The organism is Cytobacillus depressus (assembly GCF_008923245.1).
GTDB lineage: Bacteria > Bacillota > Bacilli > Bacillales > Cytobacillaceae > Cytobacillus > Cytobacillus depressus.
Genome location: NZ_WBOS01000030.1, coordinates 13,453 through 31,938, shown reverse-complemented (window position 1 = coordinate 31,938; position 18,486 = coordinate 13,453). Strand labels below are relative to the sequence as shown.

The following is an 18,486-nucleotide window of genomic DNA, read 5'->3' as shown; positions in this document are numbered from 1 at the left end:
GTTTCTTTACCATTAAAATAATGTTCAACAGCTTCATTTATTTCTTCTAAAGTAAATTTAGACATAAAAATACACCCCAATTATTAGATTTTGTGTCTAATAATTGGGGTGCAGTTCATTTCAGAGAAGTTGGGCTTTTTAATATTGCTCGTGTTCATCTCATTAATTTTTAATGTTCTTATTATGTTTATCTCATTTAAGGAGTCTATTATATGAATCAAGGAACAAGATAATAACTTAAAAAAAGACATTACATGAATATATATAAACATTTAAAATCAGGAGGTTGTTAACTTTGTTGACTAATTTTAATATCGAAAAAATATTATTTAAAAACCAATTCTCTGAAAGATATCAGTTTGTATTAGATGTTAAAGGAAATGAATTTAAAGGTCTTTATCATAATGGAGAGATTACATGGTTTAATCCTCAACCTTTAAACTACCTTGAGGAAAAACATTTAGACAAAGTTGAATCTAATGTTCATAAAAAAATGAAAAAACATTTAGTGAATTAAAAATTTCTTCGTATAGATTCAGCGTTTTTCTGATGGTACCCCAGATAGCATAAAATAAGAGCAGTGGTGAACATAAAAAGTACCCTATAGAGGAGACACTTTAAAAAAGTGTTTTCTATAGGGTGCTTTTTTGTATAATTAAATAACACAAGTAGAGACATACAGATCTGATAAAAGAGGGTGATGAGATTCATATTGCGTTAGAATTTGATGTGAATAATAACTTGGTCATGCATCCAAGATGGAATATCAATATTACTATCTTAGGGGACAAACACTTAAAGTTCATAACTAACCTACATCACTCTTTTTCATTTTTTCCTCCTTTTAATAAAAATTAATTCATAAATGTATTTTTAATTCAAATTTGAATCGTTGAAGGAAATAAAAAAGTTACAGTAAAATTCAAAAGTGAATTAACGGAATTTTTAGACCCATAGGAAACTGAATATTCCGTGATTAAATTGTTGGCACGTATTTTGCATTAATGAAAATAGGTTCAAAAAGAAAGGGGATGAAAATATTACAAATTAATTTGAATAAAGTGTTAAGCGGAATTAATAACAGGTGGAGGAAGTTGACTGCAGAAATTTATACAACCCCCTTCATAGATGGGTAAAAATGAGTTAAATGAATGGTCTTAAAAAAACAAAACAATAGAGGAGATTATTATGCGTTGGGTTGTCCTTGTACTTTTATTCTTCGGTGCAGTCATTAACTTTGCGGATAAATCTATCATCGGACTTGCGGCTGTGCCAATCATGAAAGAATTTAATCTAACCTATACGGAGTGGGGGCTCGTCGGAAGCAGTTATTACTGGCTTTATCCGATAACAGGTATTTTTGGAGCAGCATTGGCGGATCGCCACGGAGCAAAAAAGATACTTGGAGTTCTCATGCTGACTTGGACCATTTTGCAATTTGGTGTTATTGCAATTGCTGCATTACCACTTTTGATTGTCTATAGAGTTTTACTGGGTGCTTTTGAAGGACCATATAGTCCGATAGCATACAGTCATGCGGACAAATGGTTCCCTCCTAAATTAAGGGGATTTGCTAATTCCGTCGTGGTTGGCGGTGGCACAGTAGGTGCGATGATTGTTGCGCCAATCCTTGTCTCCTTAATAACGATATTTGGATGGAAAATAGCCTTCGCCCTCCTTGGATTAGCGAGTCTAGTTTGGGCTGTATTGTTCCAATTACTTACAAAGGAAAGTCCGGTTGATGTGTATAAAGAAGTGCGAAAGAAAAAGAAAGAAAAGCTTGAGAAAATAAATTTAAAAGATTTTCTTTTGCTTCTTGCATCACCTACCGCTTTATTTACAACACTTGCTTATTTTTCTGCATATACTCTAGTTGTTTGGTTTCCAGTTTGGCTGCCGATTTATTTAATGGAAGCTGTAAACATGCCTGCTGCACAAATGGGATTCAGCGTGATGGTCATAGGAATTGTTTCCGTCGCTGTTTATACGGGGGTTTCGATGTTATCCGATTATTTATTTAAAAAAAATCAAAACTGGCGCCTATCAAGAGTATACGTTGTCGCCTCATCAATGGTTTTGGGCGCAATACTTTTAGCCTCAGTAATTGTTTTTCAAAATCCAATTTGGGTAGTTACGGCACTGTGTTTTGCAAAGGGCCTTACTTATGCCATTTTGCCAATTGGTCCAACCATTATGATCAATGAAAAACGTGAACGCGGCGGCTTGATGACGAGCATTTTAACATCATCCGGGAATATTGCAGGGATTATTGCACCCGTTTTAACAGGCTTCATTATCAGTGTAGCAGGCGGGAGTAAGCTTTATGGTTATAATCTTTCCATTCTGTTTATAGCTGCTATCGTTTTACTTTTTAGTATTCTATTTGCCATTTTTGTTAAACCGTCTTCATCAAAAGACAAGAATATGATGAATAAAGGATCAACAGATAACTCCGATTTAATATTTTCTGACGCTAAGTAAAAAAATGAGTTTTAAAATAGTACAGTTCTTGCAATGTAAATTAATTGAAAATACTTATAGGAGGAGAAAGAATAATGACTATAACTTTAACAGATGAGATGCAGCAAATGAAGGATATGATTCGTAATTTTGTTGAAAAAGAAGTGGATCCATATGCGCAGCAAATTGAGGAGGAAGATGCGATCCCGCAACACCTGATTGAAAAGGCCAAGGAGCTTGGACTATTTGGGATGAGCATCCCTGAACAATATGGTGGAATTGGTTTAAATACAGTGGAAAAGGCAGCGATTTTAGAACAGTTGGGTAGAACACATAATGGCTTTGTTTCGCTGATAAGTGCCCATACAGGAATCGGAAGCACCGGTATTGTAAAGCTAGCATCCGATTATTTAAAAAATAAATACTTGCCAGATATGGCATCAGGCAAGAAAATTGGTGCCTTTGCATTATCAGAACCGGGAGCAGGATCGGATGCGACCAATTTGGCAACAAGAGCGGAGAAAAAAGGCGATTATTGGGTGATGAACGGAACAAAACACTTTATTACAAATGGGCCGGTAGCGAATGTTTATACGGTATTTGCCTTGACGGATAAGAATAAGGGTGCAAAAGGTGGAATTACTGCCTTTTTAGTAGAAAGAGATTTTCCGGGATTAATTGTCGGCAAAAAGGACAAGAAAATGGGATTAAGAGGTTCGTATACATCCCAAATTATTTTTGAGGATTGCATCATTCCTGAGGAAAATGTAATTGGTGAAGTGGGCATGGGTTATATGTCAGCGCTTAAAATTTTAGGTGAAGGTCGGGTAGGGTTGGCAGCGAGGGCGGTTGGCTCATGTGATAAATTGATTGAATTGTCTGCCAGATATGCGAAAGAGCGTATTCAATTTGGCAAAGCAATTGCGGATAACCAGGCTATTCAATGGATGCTTGCGGATATGGCAACGGAAACAGAAGCTGCGAGAACGTTAACCATGATGGCGGCTCAAAAGATTGATGAAGGCAAAAAGGCGATAAAGGAAGCTTCTATGGCTAAACTATTTGCTTCGGAGGTGTTTAATCGGGTAGCCGATAAGGCTGTACAAATCCATGGCGGTATGGGCTATGTGGCAGAATATCCGGTTGAACGCTTTTATCGGGATGCTAGGATTACGAAGATTTATGAAGGAACAAGTGAAGTTCAACGATTAATTATTGCTAGGAATGTATTAGCAGAATGTTAGAGGAATTACTAATCAGAAAGAGTTATGAAAAGATTACGCGTTATAAAGTGTCAAAGGATTTTGAGATAAGAAATCACTTCCAAGAAATACTGTTGGAAAAAAAAGGAACTTTTAAAAGTGGAACTTGAGAGGGGAGAAAAGTCTAGTGCAAATTCATAACATTAATAAAGTAGCTGTTATTGGTTCGGGGACGATGGGATCACAAATTGCCATGGTATGCGCTTTAGCCGGTTACTCTGTAGTCCTGTATGATATTGAAAACAATAATCTCATAAAGGCTAAGGAATCGCTGCAAGGGCATATGAATCGTAGAGTGCAGAAGGGTAGATTGGGTGAAAAGGAAGTTAACGAGGGCTTTAGTAAAATAAATTTCACTACAAATTTTGAAGAGTTAAAGGACGTTGATTTTGTAATCGAAGCCATTGTGGAAAAGCTTGAGGTAAAACGTGAATTGTTTAAAAGATTAGATGAAATCACACCAAAGCATACAATATTAGCAACGAATAGCTCGACAATCGTTAGTTCAAAGATAGCTGATGTAACAAATCGTCCCGAAAAGGTTTGTAACGTACACTTTTTCAATCCCGCTCTTATTATGGAATTAGTTGAAGTAGTGAGTGGTCCGCATACGTCAGAGGAAACAGCTCAAATAGCAGTAGAATTTGTAAAGGACATACAAAAAGTTCCGGTATTATTGAAAAAAGAAATATCCGGGTTTATTGCAAATCGAATTTTAGGAAAGTTAATGGATGAGGCTGTGTTTTTACTAGAAAACGGCTACGCTGATCACGAAGAAATTGATCTTGTTTGTATGAAAGCACTGAAACACCCAATCGGTCCTTTTGCATTAATGGATTTAACCGGTATTGATGTAAACTACCTTGTTCGCATGCAAAGATATGAGGAAAGTGGGAATGAGGCGGATATGCCAGCTAAAATCGTTCAAGAAAAAGTCCGTAAAGGAGAACTTGGCCGAAAAACAGGCAAGGGATTTTATATCTATGATCAATCAAATGCCAAAGTATAAGCTCGTTTAAAATAATTGAACGATCACTTCTATAGAGCCGGAAAGTTCCCCTAATAAAAGACGAATGACTTATCATAGGTGGCAGCCAGAAATCTATACAAAAAAGAGTGGATGGAGAAATGAATCTGCTTGTGATCGGGAGCTTAAAATGGATGCAAATAAAGCGAATGGAAATGAAGGCGCGATTGCTCATGGTCATCCATTAGGTGCCACTGGGGCGATTCTTTTTACCAGCCTTTTTATGAACTTAAGAGGTCTGGCGGAAGGCATGCTCTTATAACAGCTTGTATTGGCGGCGGCCAGGGAATAGCTGCAATTATAGAAAAAGAGGAATAACGGAGAAAGATATCCAATATCAAGGCAATTAGAATAGGAGAGGGGTTACATGCCTGTTACAGTGGAAGACGTTCGAAAAAGTTTTGAGAGTAATTCTTTCGTTTCACATGTAGGGTTCGAAATCGTTCATTTTGAAGAAAATAATGTAGTTTTAAAGTTAAATATCAAAGAGTATTTACTTAATGCAAATGGAAGTCTGCATGGGGGTGTTCATGCAACCATGATTGATACTATTCTTGGAATGGTTATTCGTTCCGTGACAAAAACAAAGATTACGACAACAAGCCTAACCATCCATTACTTATCTAGCCTATCAGATGGAGAAATATTTGCTGAAGCAAAAATCCTTAAGCAAGGCTACAAAAATGTCTTTGCCGAGGGGGAAATAAAGGATTTGAATGGAAATATAATTGCAAAAGGAATCGGAACATTTAAGCTTATCCGCGATGAATAATAATAGGAAATTACTGTGCCTGTGGAGGCTGTCTATTTAAAGCGCCATTCAAAGTGAAGACCTTGAATTAAGGGAGGAAAAAAGGAATGAAAGAACTGATGGTTGAAACACAGAATGGTGTAAGAACATTAACCTTAAACCGTCCTGAGAGGCTTAATGCGATTACTCCTTCTCTTCATTTGCAATTAGAACAGGCACTATCAGAAGCAGCCGTAGATGATGATGTTCGTGTGGTGGTGATAACTGGAGCAGGACGAGGCTTTTGCGCGGGCCTAGATTTGCTTGAACGAAAAAACCAAGAGACCTCTTCGATTTCTCGATCCGAGCGTTTAGATGAATTGAGGTGGGTTGGCCGTCAAGCATTGGGAATTGTTCATTGTGATAAACCGGTGATTGCCGCAATTAATGGAATCGCTGCCGGAGCGGGGTTCGCACTGTCATTAGCGTGCGATATACGGTTCATGTCTAAGAGTGCGCGTGTCACCACTGGATATATTCGTCGAGCATTGAGCCCTGATGGTGGAATGAGTTATTTTCTGCCTAAACTTGTAGGACAGGCAAAAGCATCCGAGTTGATTTTTACAGGCCGTGATATAAATTCTGATGAAGCAGAACGAATTGGACTCGTAAATGGTGTGTTTCCTAGCGATGAATTTTATGAGCAGGTCATGATATTTGCACGAAATCTGGCAGAAGGTCCTCCGATTGCATTAACTCTATCGAAACGATTGTTAACAGAAAGTACGTATCCTGATTTGAGAACCATATTAAAACAAGAGATAACAGCTATTCAATCTTGTTTTAATACGAAAGATGGTATAGAAGGAATTCATGCATTTGCAGAAAAACGTAAGCCTGTTTTTATCGGAGAATAGGGTAAAAACAAAAAATAAATGTGTCCTGAACAAACTCATTTATTTCGAGATTCGAAAGTCTCCTATTAAATAATTAAATAAGGAGTGAGAAAAGTGAACAGACCTTGGTATAAATTTTATCCGAAGAAGACGCCTTATGAAGTTGAGTTTCCATTATTGTCATTATACGATTTATTGGAACGTTCGGCTCAAAATTATCCTAACCGTAAAGCGGTGATTGACGGAGATCTGGAACTAACTTACTCCGAACTGAAAAAGGCATCTGATCGTTTAGCGGCGTCTTTATACCTTAGAGGAGTAGGAAAGGGTGAGCGAATAGCCCTTATGCTGCCCAATTGTGTAGAATATATTATTTCTTATTATGCAATCCTTCGTTTAGGCGGGGCTGTTGTTCAAGTTAATCCAGTATACCAGTCATCCGAATTAGAATATATTTTACAAGATTCTGAAGCCACATGGATGATTGGCCACGATCACCAAATAGAAAAGATAGAAAAAAGTGGATTTGCCGATAAGCTTACTTTTGTTTCAGCTAACAGGAAAAATGTGAGTAAAGAAAACATTTATTCCTGGATCGCAGAAAAGAATCATGAACCTCCAACAATCGATATTAACCCTAAAGAAGATCTTGCAGTCCTGCAATATACTGGAGGAACAACAGGAAGATCAAAGGGGGTTATGCTCACTCATTTTAACTTAGTCTCAAATGTCGTTCAAGATTTTACATTCACAGTTAATGCTCTTAACCTTCAAACACCAGGTGAACGGATGCTTGGATTGACACCTTTATTTCATGTATTTGGAAACGCTCGTTTGAATAGTGCTGTCTTTGCAGCCTCCACATATATTACGATAGAAAAATTTGAAATAAATAAGGTTGTAGATTTGATTCGGAAACACCGGCCAACCATTTTTCCGGGTGTTCCGACTATGTATATCGCATTATTAAATCATCCTGATTTAACAGCGAAAGACTTAAAATGCTTTAAATACTGCAGTTGTGGCTCAGCACCTCTTCCTATAGAAGTTATTTATAAATTTGAACAGAACTTCGGTATACAAATTTCCGAAGGTTTCGGAATGTCCGAAACCGCACCTACAACTCATCGGAATCCAGTGGTTGGTCAGAGGAAGCCTGGAAGTATTGGGATTCCATATCCCAATACTGATGCCAAAATTGTTGATTTGGAAGGTGGGTCAGAAGAATTACCACCAGGTCATACTGGAGAATTAATCATTAAAGGACCGCAAGTGATGAAAGGGTATTGGAACAACCAGGAAGAAACCAACGCTGCTTTAAGGGACGGATGGCTTTATACCGGTGACATTGCCACAATGGATGAAGAGGGGTATTTCTTTATTGTAGGCAGAAAGAAAGATTTGATTATTGCCAGTGGTTTTAATATTTATCCAATTGAAATAGAAAATGTTATTTATCAGCATCCAGCGGTGGCAGAGGTTTGTGTTTTTGGAATCCCTGATCCTTATCGTGGTGAAACTGTTAAAGCGACCATTGTTCTAAAAAAAGGGATGTATGTAACAGAAGAACATATAATAGAATGGTGCAATGAACGGTTTGCAAAATATAAAGTCCCGCGTTTGATTGAGTTCAGGGAACAACTGCCGAAAACAATGGTTGGGAAGATTCTTCGGCGAAAATTGCAGGAAGAAGAAGTAGAAAAGCTTAAAGTAATAGGAAATACAGGAAAATAAAGTGATAGAAACTCAACTTATATAGGGACAATTTTAAAGTTGATTAACTGAAAATTTCTAATGCACCTTTGTATATTGCTGTTGTTATTACGTTATCATCTCATCAAATTTTAATGTTCTTATAATGTTTGTCTCATTTAAGGAGTCTATCATATGAATCAAGGAACAAGATAATAACTTAAAAAAAGACATTACATGATATATATAAACATTAAAAATTGGGAGGTTGTTTACTTTGTTGACTAATTTTACTATCGAAAAAACATTATTTAAAAACCAATTCTCTGAAAGATATCAGTTTGTATTAGATGTTAAAGGAAATGAATTTAAAGGTCTTTATCATAATGGAGAGATTACATGGTTTAATCCTCAACCTTTAAACTACCTTGAGGAAAAACATTTAGACAAAGTTGAATCTAATGTTCTTAAAAAAATGAAAAAACATTTAGTGCATTAAAAACTACTTCGTATAGATTCATGCGTTTTTCTGATGGTACCCTAGATAACATAAAATAAGAGCAGTGGCGAAAAACCCACTGCTCTATTTACTATTTCAAATTGCTGCTCTGTTTTGATAATCTAATAAATTTAGTTTCACTAACAAAGGTAGAGCTTAAAAGGAGCGCGCCACCTAGCATTTGAATAATTGTCATTTGTTCTTTTAAGATTACACCTGAAATCACGATAGCTACAAATGGATCTACATAGCTTAGCATAGCAATACTCTGCCCCTTTAACTTTTGCATCCCTGAGAAAAATAACCAAAATCCAATACCAGTGTTAACTATTCCTAACAGGATTATAAAGGGGATGGAGGATCTTGATACGTCCAAGATACCGAATCCCTCCGTAATAAGAACATATGGCAATAGAAGTAAAGCAGTTACTCCGAGTTGGATGATTGTAATCTCTAACTTGGCCATGTTTTGAATAAATTTATTTAGTAACATTAATGCAGCGTAAAATGCAGCCGCAATTAATCCAAAAAAGATCCCCAATAGATCACTTTTTCCGGATGCACTTAGGCCATTTCCAACAATCAATAACATTCCTAAAATCGCTACACCAATACAAACAATCTTTTTGATAGGTAATTGTTCTTTAAGGATCATTGGTGAGAGAATCATGACAAACACAGGTGCAAAGTAATATCCTAATGTTGCGTTCGTGACTGTTGTATAATCGTAGGATTGATACAGAAAAATCCAATTCCCTCCTAAGGCAATACCCGAAAGAAATAAGATGGAAGCATTAGCACTCACTAATTTCCAAGGAATGGACTTTTTCATCACAAAAAATACGAACATTAAAAATAGACATCCGATTGAACTACTTAGTAAAGCTGTCTCACTCGAAGATAAGTCAATGTATCTTACAATTAAACCAATAGTACCGAAAATAATCATTGATAATATAAACTGAATGTTAGATTTCATCGTCTACTCCTTCGAATCTGCGAAACAGCTTATATTTCGCAGATTCTTAATCTGTTGTAAATATAAGCGTGTTTAAAGGAGTAACTGGTGGTGGTGATGTTGAAACAGGCTTTCTAACGTATGGATTTAAAGATGATAATGGCATAATAAGCCTCCTATTTATGTTAATGATTTATTTTAATTATACATTACAATATTACTTTTTGAATTGGATATTTTGGTAAATAGTAATAACCATTATCTATCACGTTTTTCAAGAATCGAGCCCTATCTTTGAACAAGGTTAAGCGCTCATTTTTATTTAAGGGCCATTTAACGGTATAGTGCAGGAAATTTCAGAAGGGCGTCGAAATAGAAAATTTATAATTAGAAGGAGTGTGATTGGTATGTCTCACGTTAAAGATGTTTTGACAGATCAATTGTTAGCAAATGCGAACGACCTTAGCTGGTACGTTCCGTTTTCGGAATCAGTTGCAAACTTATCAGAGGAAGAAGCGTTTTGGAAACCTAATGATGAAAGCAACAGTATTGCAGAAATTGTACAACATCTTCTTTACTGGAATGAAACTTGGCAAAAGAGATACAAAAAATCTCATGTGAATGCTGTTGCGCCCATAAGTGACAATAATGAAAGCTTTATTATTACAGAAAATAAAACGTTTGCTGACTTAAAAAAGTGCCTCTTAGCAGTCCTGCTTCAATGGCAAGACCTACTTACTGAAGAACAGGTAGAAGATGATGTGAATGGTTTCCCTGAGACCGCAAAGTGGTGGGCAGTTCTAGGAAATTTGTCCACGCATAACGCCTACCACATTGGACAAATCGTTTACATTCGGAAACTACAAAAAAGCTGGAAAACTAATATTAAAGTGGATTAAATAAAGCAACTTACATTTCTTTGTTCCGCAATAGGGCGCCATCCTTAGAGGCAATGAATGCTTTTTTGAATAACAAGAGCCCTAAATGCAATAAAAGTAAAAATAGGCTTGGATGTCCTCCAAGCCTTATTAATTTAGCTGATATTTTTTGTATTTAAAGATACATTTGTTGATGATTTTTTATGCAACCATTCATAAATAATTGGAATGATAATAAAGCTGTTAATGGTTGATGTTACCATACCGCCAATTACGACAATACCGAGTGTTTGCGAAATAACTGTATCCGCATTATGCGAGAATGCAAGTGGTAATAACGTAAGGACTGTTGCAGCTGCTGTCATTAATATTGGTCTAATCCTTGAAAGGCTACCATTTAATACAGCCTCATTAACAGGCATTCCTTCTTTTCGGTTTCTTTCTATTTTATCAATTAAAACAATACCGTTTGTAACCACGATACCTGTAAGCATTAGAACACCAATTAAAGCTGCAAGATTCTATTCTCCGTGGAAAAGAATTAATGATATTACTACACCACTTAAAGCAAGTGGAATGCTTAATAGTACAGCTAATGGTGCTCTCCATCCTTTAAAGATTGAAGAAGTGATGAGTAACGTTAAAAGGATAGAAAATGCAACTGCAACAGACATATCGAAAATCATTTGTTTTACTTGTTCTGAAATTCCTCCCAATGAATATGTTACATCTTTAGGAAGTTTGATGCTGCTTAGAGCTGTCTCTGCTTGGCTAGACACTTTGCTAATATCATTTGATGTAATCTGGACTGTAACAAGAGAGAATGGCTGACCATCTCGTTCACTAATGGTAGAAGCAGAAGTATCTTTTGAAATTTTAGCAATTTGGTCAAAACGGATCGTTTCACCATTATTACCTTTTAATGTTTCACCGGCAAGAGAAGCAAGAACATCATCGGCAGTTGCGTTTAACGTAATGCTTGAGTATGCTCCTGTTGCTATTTGATCTAAATATTGGTCCACAGGAAGTGCTTTATGGTCCACTATAATCGTTGCATCTTTGGATGAGGACATGTAACGATTAATCACTGTTAGAATGTCTGAAACTTGTACACCTTTGTCTTGAATCGCTTTTTGGTCAAAGCAGATATACCTCCCATAAGCCAAGATAATAACAACACACACAATCATAAGAATAGCTCTTTGCATGGTTGCCTCTACGAGTCTTTTCATTGCTGTTCCTCCCCCAAGTTTATATAAACTTAACCCAAATAACTTTATCGTTTTTTGTTGTGAAATAAAGAGTGTTACCTCAATCAAATTGGGCAACTTAATGATAAAAAATAAACCTTTATATTCCTCTAATAAAACATTAAGATTTCATTAAAATGCAAAATGTCGTTGAAAGAATAACGAAAGATAATATAGAAGATGCTAATTAAATGGGTGAAATCGATAACGTCGGGAGGAACAAGTTTTAGAGTGAAAAAATTATAATTTAGATTCCATGCGAAATAGCTAGTGACCTATTCCAAAGGGAATAGCTTTTTTGTTTTTATCCATAAACCTATTTTTTCTATTAATTCATAATTAAGAATTCATTAACATGGAAAATGTTATTCATTTATCGTGATAGATTGTATTTAAATAGAACCAAATTGAAGGTTATTTTCCATCAGTAGTAGTTTTTTTGATAAAAATGGAGGCATTTATATGTCATATTTAATAAGTTTATTTGAACAACACAGTTATCTGATTTTATTCTTAGGTATTTTTCTTGAACTCATGGCACTTCCCATTTCTGGTGAATTGTTAATGAGTTACGCTGGTTATTTTGTCTATCAGGGGAAAATGAATTACATTTTAGCGCTCCTAACAGTTTTTGTATCAGGGGGTGCCGGAATTACAGTAACGTACTGGATTGGGAAGGCAGGTGGTTATAAATTAATTGAAAAATACGGGAAATATATCCATCTTGGACCTGAAAGATATAAAAAAGTCTCTGCTTGGTTTGAAAGGTCAGGCAGTAAATTATTAGTTTTTGCTTATTTTATTCCAGGGATTAGGCATTTTACTGGTTATATATCCGGAATTTCAAGAATGCCTTTTCGAAAATTTATCATTCCTGCTTATACAGGTGCATTTTTATGGGGATTATGTTTTATCTCTCTGGGAAAAGTGTTGGGACCTAAGTGGAAGGCTTTTCATGAAGCAGCAAGTAAATATTTCGTTGTTTTCATTATTGTTCTTGCAGTTTTGTTAGCAGTTTTTTTTGCGTACCGATTTTATAAAATTCAAATTAAAAACTTTATTATTCTCCTGTTAAAACGGCTGACTGAACGATTAAAAACAATAAGAGCAACAGAAATATTTCTTATTTTCCTTACTTTAGTTTTAATCGGAATGGTTAGCTTAATGCTTGGGCTTGCAGAAGACTATTTATATGATGAGTTTAGGCAGTTCAACGATATTGCTGAATATATGGTCGGAACCATCGTATTTACGAGCTGGATGAGAGGGTTTGTTGTATTCCAATCCCCAATTGCACTGAGTTCCATTTTAGCAATAACCATGATCCGTATTTGGAGTAAGGGACAGAATAGGTTACTGGAGTTTCTTTTACTTGGAGTTTCAATAATAGGAGCAAAACCTTTTCATGATTTAATCAGTAAGACATTTTCTTACCTTCAATCATTCGGTTTCTTTGGGAAATTTCACTCAGCAAATTTTCCTGATATGAATGCCTTTGTTATGTTCATTATTTACGGGACATGTTTATTTTTACTTGTTCGTCATTCAAAAAAAAGTTATACGCCAATATATACTTCTATATTGGTACTGATAATATTAACTGGTATAGCCGTTGTAAACATAGCATCGACTAATACACTTCCAAGTGATATTGTGGGCGGATATGTATATGGCGGTGTTTGGATATTCTTTAACTTTTTGTTGTTTGAAATGTTTAGAATTGCAATGGAAAAGTATTAAGGGAGGAGGAGTGAGGAGTGAAAACACATATTCTTGTAGTGGAGGATGAGACTCAAATTGCTCGTGTTTTAAAGATAGAGCTTGAATATGAAGGTTATCAAGTGACAGTTGAGCATGAGGGTAAAAAGGGATTAGAAAGTGAATAAGACATTTGTATTTTATGCATTCAAAAAGATTATATAAACCAGAAAATGGCTCGCCAAAACTGATGTCAGTTAGCAAGCCATTTTTATTGTCATTTATATGATATGCACTTCAAAACGGAACCCTTTACTACAAAAGTAAGGGGCTTTTAACTGTTCATATTTAAGTTCCGGCTGCCATTTCGGTGCCACTCGGAAGACAGAAACAAGCATTTATCATAAAGTTGTTACTGGAGATACGGTTAGCCAATTAGCAATAATCTATAAAAGTACAATTCAGCTGTGGCTTTGAAATAGAATCACGATGTTTGTAAAAAAGATGCGATGTTTAAAATAAAGTCGCGACGTTTATAAAAATGTTGCGATACTTTTTCTCTTAGATAATTTTTGTCTAAGGGTATTGAAGGGGAATACTTCAAGAAGGTTAAGTGGTAGCTTATAGAGAAATTATACTTTTGTATAGTAATAACAACTCAAACTTCGCAGACTGAAATCGGCAAATAAGCCTTGATATAATTGGGAAGGCTGGCGATCCATTGCTGAATTTGACTTTTGATTAGTTTTTGGATTTTCTTGTTTGTCTTTTTTAGGGTATCTTCAAGAAGCTCGTTTAATTGCTGTAAAGCGACAGCCCAATCAAGTTCAGATACTTCATCACGAAGTTCATTATTCTTCACCAGACTAATTTTCAATAGATTTATGAAACTTTCTAACTATTTTGCAATTATAATCAAACCGTTTACAGCCTCTCTTCGTTTCCTTTAATAGTACCGGTAAAAATCATGTATGAAATGGAGGAAGTTCATGAAGAAGACTGTGTTCCTATCAGCTCTACTGCTCTTTGTCATTACGGCTGCCGGATTGTCAGCCTATGCAAAAATGGACCGTAAGCCAGCGTCCCAAGCGACACCAAATTACAGCCAAAGTGATCATGTCATCCGGGTGTACGGGCCGGGCGGACCACTCTGACCGATCAAGGAAGCTGCTGAACATTTTTCAGCTGAAACGGGAATCAAGGTGGAAGTAACAGCCGGACCAGAGGGCAATTGGATCGGCCAGGCAAAGCAAGATGCAGATATTATTTTCGGTGGCTCCGAGTATATGCTGCAGGACTTCATCTTTAACCACCCCGAAATGATCGACACTAAATCACGTATGGAGCTTTACCCGCGTGCTGCAGGAATATTGGTGAGGAAAGGAAATCCTAAGAAGATTGAAAGTCTGGAGGATTTAACTAAAAAGGGAGTAAAAATAATCGATGTGAATGGGGCTGGCCAGCTTGGCCTGTGGGAAGACCTGGCAGGCAGAAAAGGGCTAATTGAAGGCATTTCCCAAAATATTAACCTTTCTGTAAAGTCGAGTGCCGAAGCCATTGAACGATGGAAATCGAATCCCAGCCTGGACGCCTGGATTACCTATGAATCGTGGCATTACCGGCTCCAGGATGTGACCGACCTGATCGAACTGCCCGAAGAAGAAAAGCTCTATCGTGGAACACCGATTGTCCTGACGAAAATCACCGATCAGAAAAAAGAGGCACAGCAATTTATTGATTATTTAAGAACGGAAGAATCTCACCAAATCTTTCAAAAATGGGGCTGGAAGTAAGGAAGAGCCTTAAATCTAAAAAATTGGGAGGAACATACATGAAAAAAGGAATTTTCACTTTCGCAATACTTTCGATTATTTTTGCTTTGGCCGCCTGCGGAAAAAGCACTGAGGAAAAAACAGAGGCGGATCAACCTGATCAAGCCCAAACGGAACAACCCCCGGCTGATAGCCTCCAGCTTTTAGAGAATGAGAAAGCTGGAGAATACCTGGCGGATTCACAGGGAAGAGCCCTGTATTACTTTAAAAAAGACGACGCAGGAAAAAGCAATTGCAGCGGAGACTGCCTGGCAAACTGGCCGGCATTTACTCAGGAGGATTTCGCCGTCCCAGAAAGTTTTGATAAAAAGGATTTCGATACGATCACAAGAGAAGACAACGGGGATAAGCAGGTCACGTACAAAGGCTTTCCTCTCTATTATTTTGCAAAAGACCAGCAAGAAGGGGATGTAAACGGACAAGGAGTAAAAGGTGTATGGTTTGTCGTAAACAGCGCAACAGAATTTGAATAAGCCTGCCCAGGGAACGATCAGTCGTGGTCGTTCCCATCCTTACTTTTAAAATAGTATAATGGGGCAATACATTTTTATCCAATAGCAGGGAGTGCCACATGAAAGAAAAACATGATGCGGAATTAATGAGATTGGTAAACGAAAAACACGGTCACGCATTAGAGGAGCTTTATGATCGATATATAAAGCTTGTTTACGGCTTCGTTATGAAGTTTTGCAATGGAAATGAGGATAAGACGAAAGAGATTATTCAGTTGGTCTTTTTGAGGCTATGGACAACAAACAGCCATTATGATCCCTCTCAAGGCAGCTTTGTAAATTGGCTCCTCACGATTACCCGCAATATTTGCATTGACTACCTCCGCAAAGAGAAGAGGCAAACGCAACACCATCAAGAGGAACATGAAGAGATCGCTGACCCTGCCAATGCAATCGAGCAACGAGTAAATACGAATGATATTGCGAAAGCGAAAAACAAGTTGCCGACGGCGCATAGAAAATTAATCGATTTGCTTTATTGGAAAGGGTATTCTCTTTCAGAGATTGCCAAGCTGGAACAAGAGCCGGTCGGCACGATTAAAAGCAGGCTTCATCAGGCTCTTAAAGGATTGAGAAAGCATCTAGAACTGGAGGATATAAAATGAGAAGGGATTGTGATCATTTAATTCCATATATAGCAAATGAGCTCAAGGAGAGCGAACGTATGGCCTTTGTTGAACATTTAAAGAATTGTACGGAGTGTAAGAAAGAATATCAGGAATTGTCTCAGGCCTGGCATGCTTTGCCGTTTGATTATACCGAAATCGAGGTGCCTGAATCGCTAAAAGGCGAGGTGCTGGGGTTTGTTTTTGATCACAAGAGGAAAAGCGATACAGAAACATTTATGGCTAAGATGAGCAAGCTTGCCATGATGCTCAAAAGCCAGTTCACTCCAGTTTCAACCAGTATTGTGGCCGTCTTGTTGCTAGTGATTATTGGCCTTGGAATAGCAAATGTACAGGAAAAAAATCTCCATGCCGAAAATATCCCCATTGAAATTTTTACGGCCATTCCCTTAAAAGCAGCCAATCAAAGCCACACGGGAACAAACGGCATCGCCTATATTGTCCAGCAGGGATCAGAGAAAAATTTGGTGGTGCAGGTTCACGAATTGCCCGGCGTCGAAGGTACACAGGTTTACCAGGTTTGGCTGCTGAAAAACGGCACGAGGGAAAATGGAGGCATATTCAAGCCGGACGAAAACGGATCCGGAATACTGACCTACCAGCTCGCAGAAGGGCAGACTTTTGATCAAATCGGCATCACTGTCGAACCGGACGCCAACAGCAGCCAGCCAAAGGGAGAAAAAATAGCCGGGTCATAGATGGTAAACAGAGAAGGACAGATACATTTTATATATCTGGCTAACCTTATATTGGGCGCTAATGTTCAAGAAACTTACCCAAAAATGATCAAACTTTATTCTAAAGCTACATCAGCAAATTAAGGATTGGAACAAATTAGACAGCAAATGCACCATTTATGCCGGAACTACTATCCGAGTAAAATAAAATATCCGGGTAATACCCGGATGTTTTTTTACTGGTCCGTATCAGCAGCAAGTACAACTAGATAAATAATAAAATAAAGTAATATTACAAACAGTCTACCAAGAAAAACATATCTCATGCTTTCATTCATATCACCGGACTCCATGGGTAAATAACAAATGGATGTGACAATTCCTAAAATAATTGACATTCCAATAAAAACAATTCCTCCGACAATGCCTCGAGGTTTCCCTATGTGTTTCAGTAATAATTGATTATCCTCTACTTTTCATTCCAGTATTTTTTTTCCTTTTCTAATTCTTTTATTACATCAAGATGTAGCTTTCGAGAAGTATGGTAATTAATCCTTTCAGCAGCGCGTTTTTGCTCTTTTTCTTTTTCCAATTCCTCTTCAGTTTTCTTAGGAGTGGAAAAAGGGAGGTTTAAGTCTGATAGTTTTATATTACTTAATACATCTTTTACTTTTGAGTCCATCTTATGAGCGCCTTCAAAAAATTTCTCTCTTCTTTTGACGATATCCTCATAAATAGGTTTCAATTCTTCTTCTGTTCGTTTACCAATATTAATGAATTCATCTTCTACTAACTCGCTAAGTGGGGTTGTATGGAAGTCATTGTTTCAAAAAGCTTTTTGGCTAAACCACTTAAGATCTATTTCATTCAGCTCTTTATTTTGTTCATCAATTTTTTCATTTATTCTTTTAATCTCTTGCTGATATTCACTGATTTTCCCTTGTCCGGCGCTAATCGTAATAATTGCTGTTAAAAGTACATTGGGGTCTCCCAGGTTAATTCCCTCCGTTCGATGAAAAACTAACATTATTTTACCATTTTTTTAGAGTAGTTAGGGAAGAAATTGTTTGTTTTAGCTCAAGAAATTTAGGCGGCCTTTCTTATTAAAGTAACTGGCAGGATAGTTCAGGAAGGATTTGCACTTATCATCATAGAAATATTATTTGAAACTAAATAATAAATCTAAACTTAGAATAGGGGATTAAAATGGAGTTTATTGCTAAGAATGCGAAAATAATTTGTATTATTGCAGTTTTACTTTTGTTAATCAAAACTCTTATACCAATTGAACAAGAGTATAATATTGTATTTAGTATCCTTTTCGTTTTGATAGTTCTTCCTGTCATTATCATTGAATTTTATGTCAACAAAAAGAAGAAAAAGGACATCTAAGTCTTTTATCATAAACTATAGAAAACACATTACCAAATCCTTATTAATCGTTTTTCTGAGAGATCTGGTTGCAAAGATGATGGAGATTTATTTTTCA

16 protein-coding genes and 5 pseudogenes are annotated in these 18,486 nt (G+C 36.7%); 16 read left to right on the top strand and 5 right to left on the bottom strand.

Going from position 1 to position 18,486, the window contains the following annotated elements; translation table 11 throughout:
- Positions 1 to 295 precede the first annotated feature (295 nt).
- From F7731_RS25730 to F7731_RS25690, 9 genes and pseudogenes are all read left to right on the top strand, one after another.
- Entirely contained in the window at positions 296 to 517 is a 222-nt protein-coding gene (locus tag F7731_RS25730; protein ID WP_151537607.1) for a DUF5342 family protein, read from the top strand.
- 671 nt (positions 518 to 1,188) lie between these two features.
- The gene (locus F7731_RS25725) at positions 1,189 to 2,481 is read left to right on the top strand and encodes an MFS transporter (protein WP_151537606.1); all 1,293 of its coding nucleotides are present in this window, start codon (positions 1,189 to 1,191) and stop codon (positions 2,479 to 2,481) included.
- A 74-nt stretch (positions 2,482 to 2,555) separates the two neighbouring features.
- On the top strand, positions 2,556 to 3,704 hold the full coding sequence (locus tag F7731_RS25720; protein ID WP_151537605.1) for an acyl-CoA dehydrogenase family protein: 1,149 nt from the start codon (positions 2,556 to 2,558) through the stop codon (positions 3,702 to 3,704).
- Between the two features lie 145 nt (positions 3,705 to 3,849).
- The gene (locus tag F7731_RS25715) at positions 3,850 to 4,731 is read left to right on the top strand and encodes a 3-hydroxyacyl-CoA dehydrogenase family protein (RefSeq protein ID WP_151537604.1); all 882 of its coding nucleotides are present in this window, start codon (positions 3,850 to 3,852) and stop codon (positions 4,729 to 4,731) included.
- A gap of 127 nt (positions 4,732 to 4,858) precedes the next feature.
- Positions 4,859 to 5,067 (top strand): annotated as a pseudogene (locus tag F7731_RS25710) (acetyl-CoA C-acyltransferase); the annotation flags it as partial.
- 49 nt (positions 5,068 to 5,116) lie between these two features.
- A complete protein-coding gene (locus F7731_RS25705; protein WP_151537603.1) occupies positions 5,117 to 5,521 on the top strand; it encodes a PaaI family thioesterase in 405 nt (134 codons plus the stop codon).
- An 86-nt stretch (positions 5,522 to 5,607) separates the two neighbouring features.
- Positions 5,608 to 6,396, top strand: a complete 789-nt coding sequence (locus tag F7731_RS25700; protein ID WP_151537602.1) for an enoyl-CoA hydratase/isomerase family protein — start codon at positions 5,608 to 5,610, stop codon at positions 6,394 to 6,396.
- A gap of 93 nt (positions 6,397 to 6,489) precedes the next feature.
- On the top strand, positions 6,490 to 8,109 hold the full coding sequence (locus F7731_RS25695; protein ID WP_246197462.1) for a long-chain-fatty-acid--CoA ligase: 1,620 nt from the start codon (positions 6,490 to 6,492) through the stop codon (positions 8,107 to 8,109).
- Positions 8,110 to 8,344: 235 nt separating this feature from the next.
- The gene (locus F7731_RS25690; protein WP_151537600.1) at positions 8,345 to 8,566 is read left to right on the top strand and encodes a hypothetical protein; all 222 of its coding nucleotides are present in this window, start codon (positions 8,345 to 8,347) and stop codon (positions 8,564 to 8,566) included.
- Between the two features lie 91 nt (positions 8,567 to 8,657).
- Here F7731_RS25690 and F7731_RS25685 read toward each other — a convergent pair whose 3' ends face one another.
- The gene (locus tag F7731_RS25685; RefSeq protein ID WP_151537599.1) at positions 8,658 to 9,545 is read right to left on the bottom strand and encodes a DMT family transporter; all 888 of its coding nucleotides are present in this window, start codon (positions 9,543 to 9,545) and stop codon (positions 8,658 to 8,660) included.
- A gap of 386 nt (positions 9,546 to 9,931) precedes the next feature.
- Here F7731_RS25685 and F7731_RS25680 point away from each other — a divergent pair, with 386 nt between their 5' ends.
- Positions 9,932 to 10,423: a DinB family protein gene (locus tag F7731_RS25680; RefSeq protein ID WP_151537598.1), complete on the top strand. Its 492-nt coding sequence runs from the start codon at positions 9,932 to 9,934 to the stop codon at positions 10,421 to 10,423.
- A gap of 134 nt (positions 10,424 to 10,557) precedes the next feature.
- On the opposite strand, the pseudogene F7731_RS25675 reads toward F7731_RS25680, so the two are convergent.
- Positions 10,558 to 11,592, bottom strand: a pseudogene (locus tag F7731_RS25675) (efflux RND transporter permease subunit).
- A 522-nt stretch (positions 11,593 to 12,114) separates the two neighbouring features.
- On the opposite strand from F7731_RS25675, the gene F7731_RS25670 reads away from it, so the two are divergent.
- Together F7731_RS25670 and F7731_RS25665 are read left to right on the top strand one after the other, a co-directional pair.
- The gene (locus tag F7731_RS25670; RefSeq protein ID WP_151537597.1) at positions 12,115 to 13,392 is read left to right on the top strand and encodes a VTT domain-containing protein; all 1,278 of its coding nucleotides are present in this window, start codon (positions 12,115 to 12,117) and stop codon (positions 13,390 to 13,392) included.
- Positions 13,393 to 13,409: 17 nt separating this feature from the next.
- Positions 13,410 to 13,532: pseudogene (locus tag F7731_RS25665) on the top strand (response regulator); the annotation flags it as partial.
- Between the two features lie 476 nt (positions 13,533 to 14,008).
- Here F7731_RS25665 and F7731_RS25660 read toward each other — a convergent pair.
- Positions 14,009 to 14,200 (bottom strand): annotated as a pseudogene (locus F7731_RS25660) (IS4 family transposase); the annotation flags it as partial.
- Positions 14,201 to 14,339: 139 nt separating this feature from the next.
- On the opposite strand from F7731_RS25660, the pseudogene F7731_RS25655 reads away from it, so the two are divergent.
- The 4 genes and pseudogenes from F7731_RS25655 to F7731_RS25640 all read left to right on the top strand — a co-directional run bounded on the left by F7731_RS25655 (position 14,340) and on the right by F7731_RS25640 (position 17,018).
- Positions 14,340 to 15,143: pseudogene (locus F7731_RS25655) on the top strand (extracellular solute-binding protein).
- A gap of 38 nt (positions 15,144 to 15,181) precedes the next feature.
- Positions 15,182 to 15,655, top strand: a complete 474-nt coding sequence (locus F7731_RS25650) for a hypothetical protein (RefSeq protein WP_151537596.1) — start codon at positions 15,182 to 15,184, stop codon at positions 15,653 to 15,655.
- A 98-nt stretch (positions 15,656 to 15,753) separates the two neighbouring features.
- A complete protein-coding gene (locus F7731_RS25645; RefSeq protein WP_151537595.1) occupies positions 15,754 to 16,299 on the top strand; it encodes an RNA polymerase sigma factor in 546 nt (181 codons plus the stop codon).
- A 59-nt stretch (positions 16,300 to 16,358) separates the two neighbouring features.
- Positions 16,359 to 17,018 carry an anti-sigma factor gene (locus F7731_RS25640; RefSeq protein ID WP_246197458.1) on the top strand — a complete coding sequence of 220 codons (660 nt, stop codon included), beginning with the start codon at positions 16,359 to 16,361 and terminating at the stop codon, positions 17,016 to 17,018.
- A 448-nt stretch (positions 17,019 to 17,466) separates the two neighbouring features.
- Here the strand turns inward: F7731_RS25640 and F7731_RS25635 are convergent, their stop codons facing one another.
- Positions 17,467 to 17,742, bottom strand: a complete 276-nt coding sequence (locus F7731_RS25635; RefSeq protein WP_151537593.1) for a hypothetical protein — start codon at positions 17,740 to 17,742, stop codon at positions 17,467 to 17,469.
- A gap of 81 nt (positions 17,743 to 17,823) precedes the next feature.
- Positions 17,824 to 18,024, bottom strand: coding sequence for a hypothetical protein (locus F7731_RS25630; RefSeq protein WP_151537592.1), 201 nt, complete (start codon positions 18,022 to 18,024; stop codon positions 17,824 to 17,826).
- Positions 18,025 to 18,486 lie beyond the last annotated feature (462 nt).

Excerpts from the sequence above, each read along its gene's own strand:
- F7731_RS25725 (WP_151537606.1), top strand. The coding sequence starts at position 1,189 with ATGCGTTGGGTTGTCCTTGTACTTTTATTCTTCGGTGCAGTCATTAAC.
- F7731_RS25720 (WP_151537605.1), top strand. The coding sequence starts at position 2,556 with ATGACTATAACTTTAACAGATGAGATGCAGCAAATGAAGGATATGATT.
- F7731_RS25705 (WP_151537603.1), top strand. The coding sequence starts at position 5,117 with ATGCCTGTTACAGTGGAAGACGTTCGAAAAAGTTTTGAGAGTAATTCT.
- F7731_RS25700 (WP_151537602.1), top strand. The coding sequence starts at position 5,608 with ATGAAAGAACTGATGGTTGAAACACAGAATGGTGTAAGAACATTAACC.
- F7731_RS25685 (WP_151537599.1), bottom strand. The coding sequence starts at position 9,545 with ATGAAATCTAACATTCAGTTTATATTATCAATGATTATTTTCGGTACT.
- F7731_RS25680 (WP_151537598.1), top strand. The coding sequence starts at position 9,932 with ATGTCTCACGTTAAAGATGTTTTGACAGATCAATTGTTAGCAAATGCG.
- F7731_RS25670 (WP_151537597.1), top strand. The coding sequence starts at position 12,115 with ATGTCATATTTAATAAGTTTATTTGAACAACACAGTTATCTGATTTTA.
- F7731_RS25650 (WP_151537596.1), top strand. The coding sequence starts at position 15,182 with ATGAAAAAAGGAATTTTCACTTTCGCAATACTTTCGATTATTTTTGCT.
- F7731_RS25645 (WP_151537595.1), top strand. The coding sequence starts at position 15,754 with ATGAAAGAAAAACATGATGCGGAATTAATGAGATTGGTAAACGAAAAA.
- F7731_RS25640 (WP_246197458.1), top strand. The coding sequence starts at position 16,359 with ATGGCCTTTGTTGAACATTTAAAGAATTGTACGGAGTGTAAGAAAGAA.
- F7731_RS25630 (WP_151537592.1), bottom strand. The coding sequence starts at position 18,024 with ATGTTAGTTTTTCATCGAACGGAGGGAATTAACCTGGGAGACCCCAAT.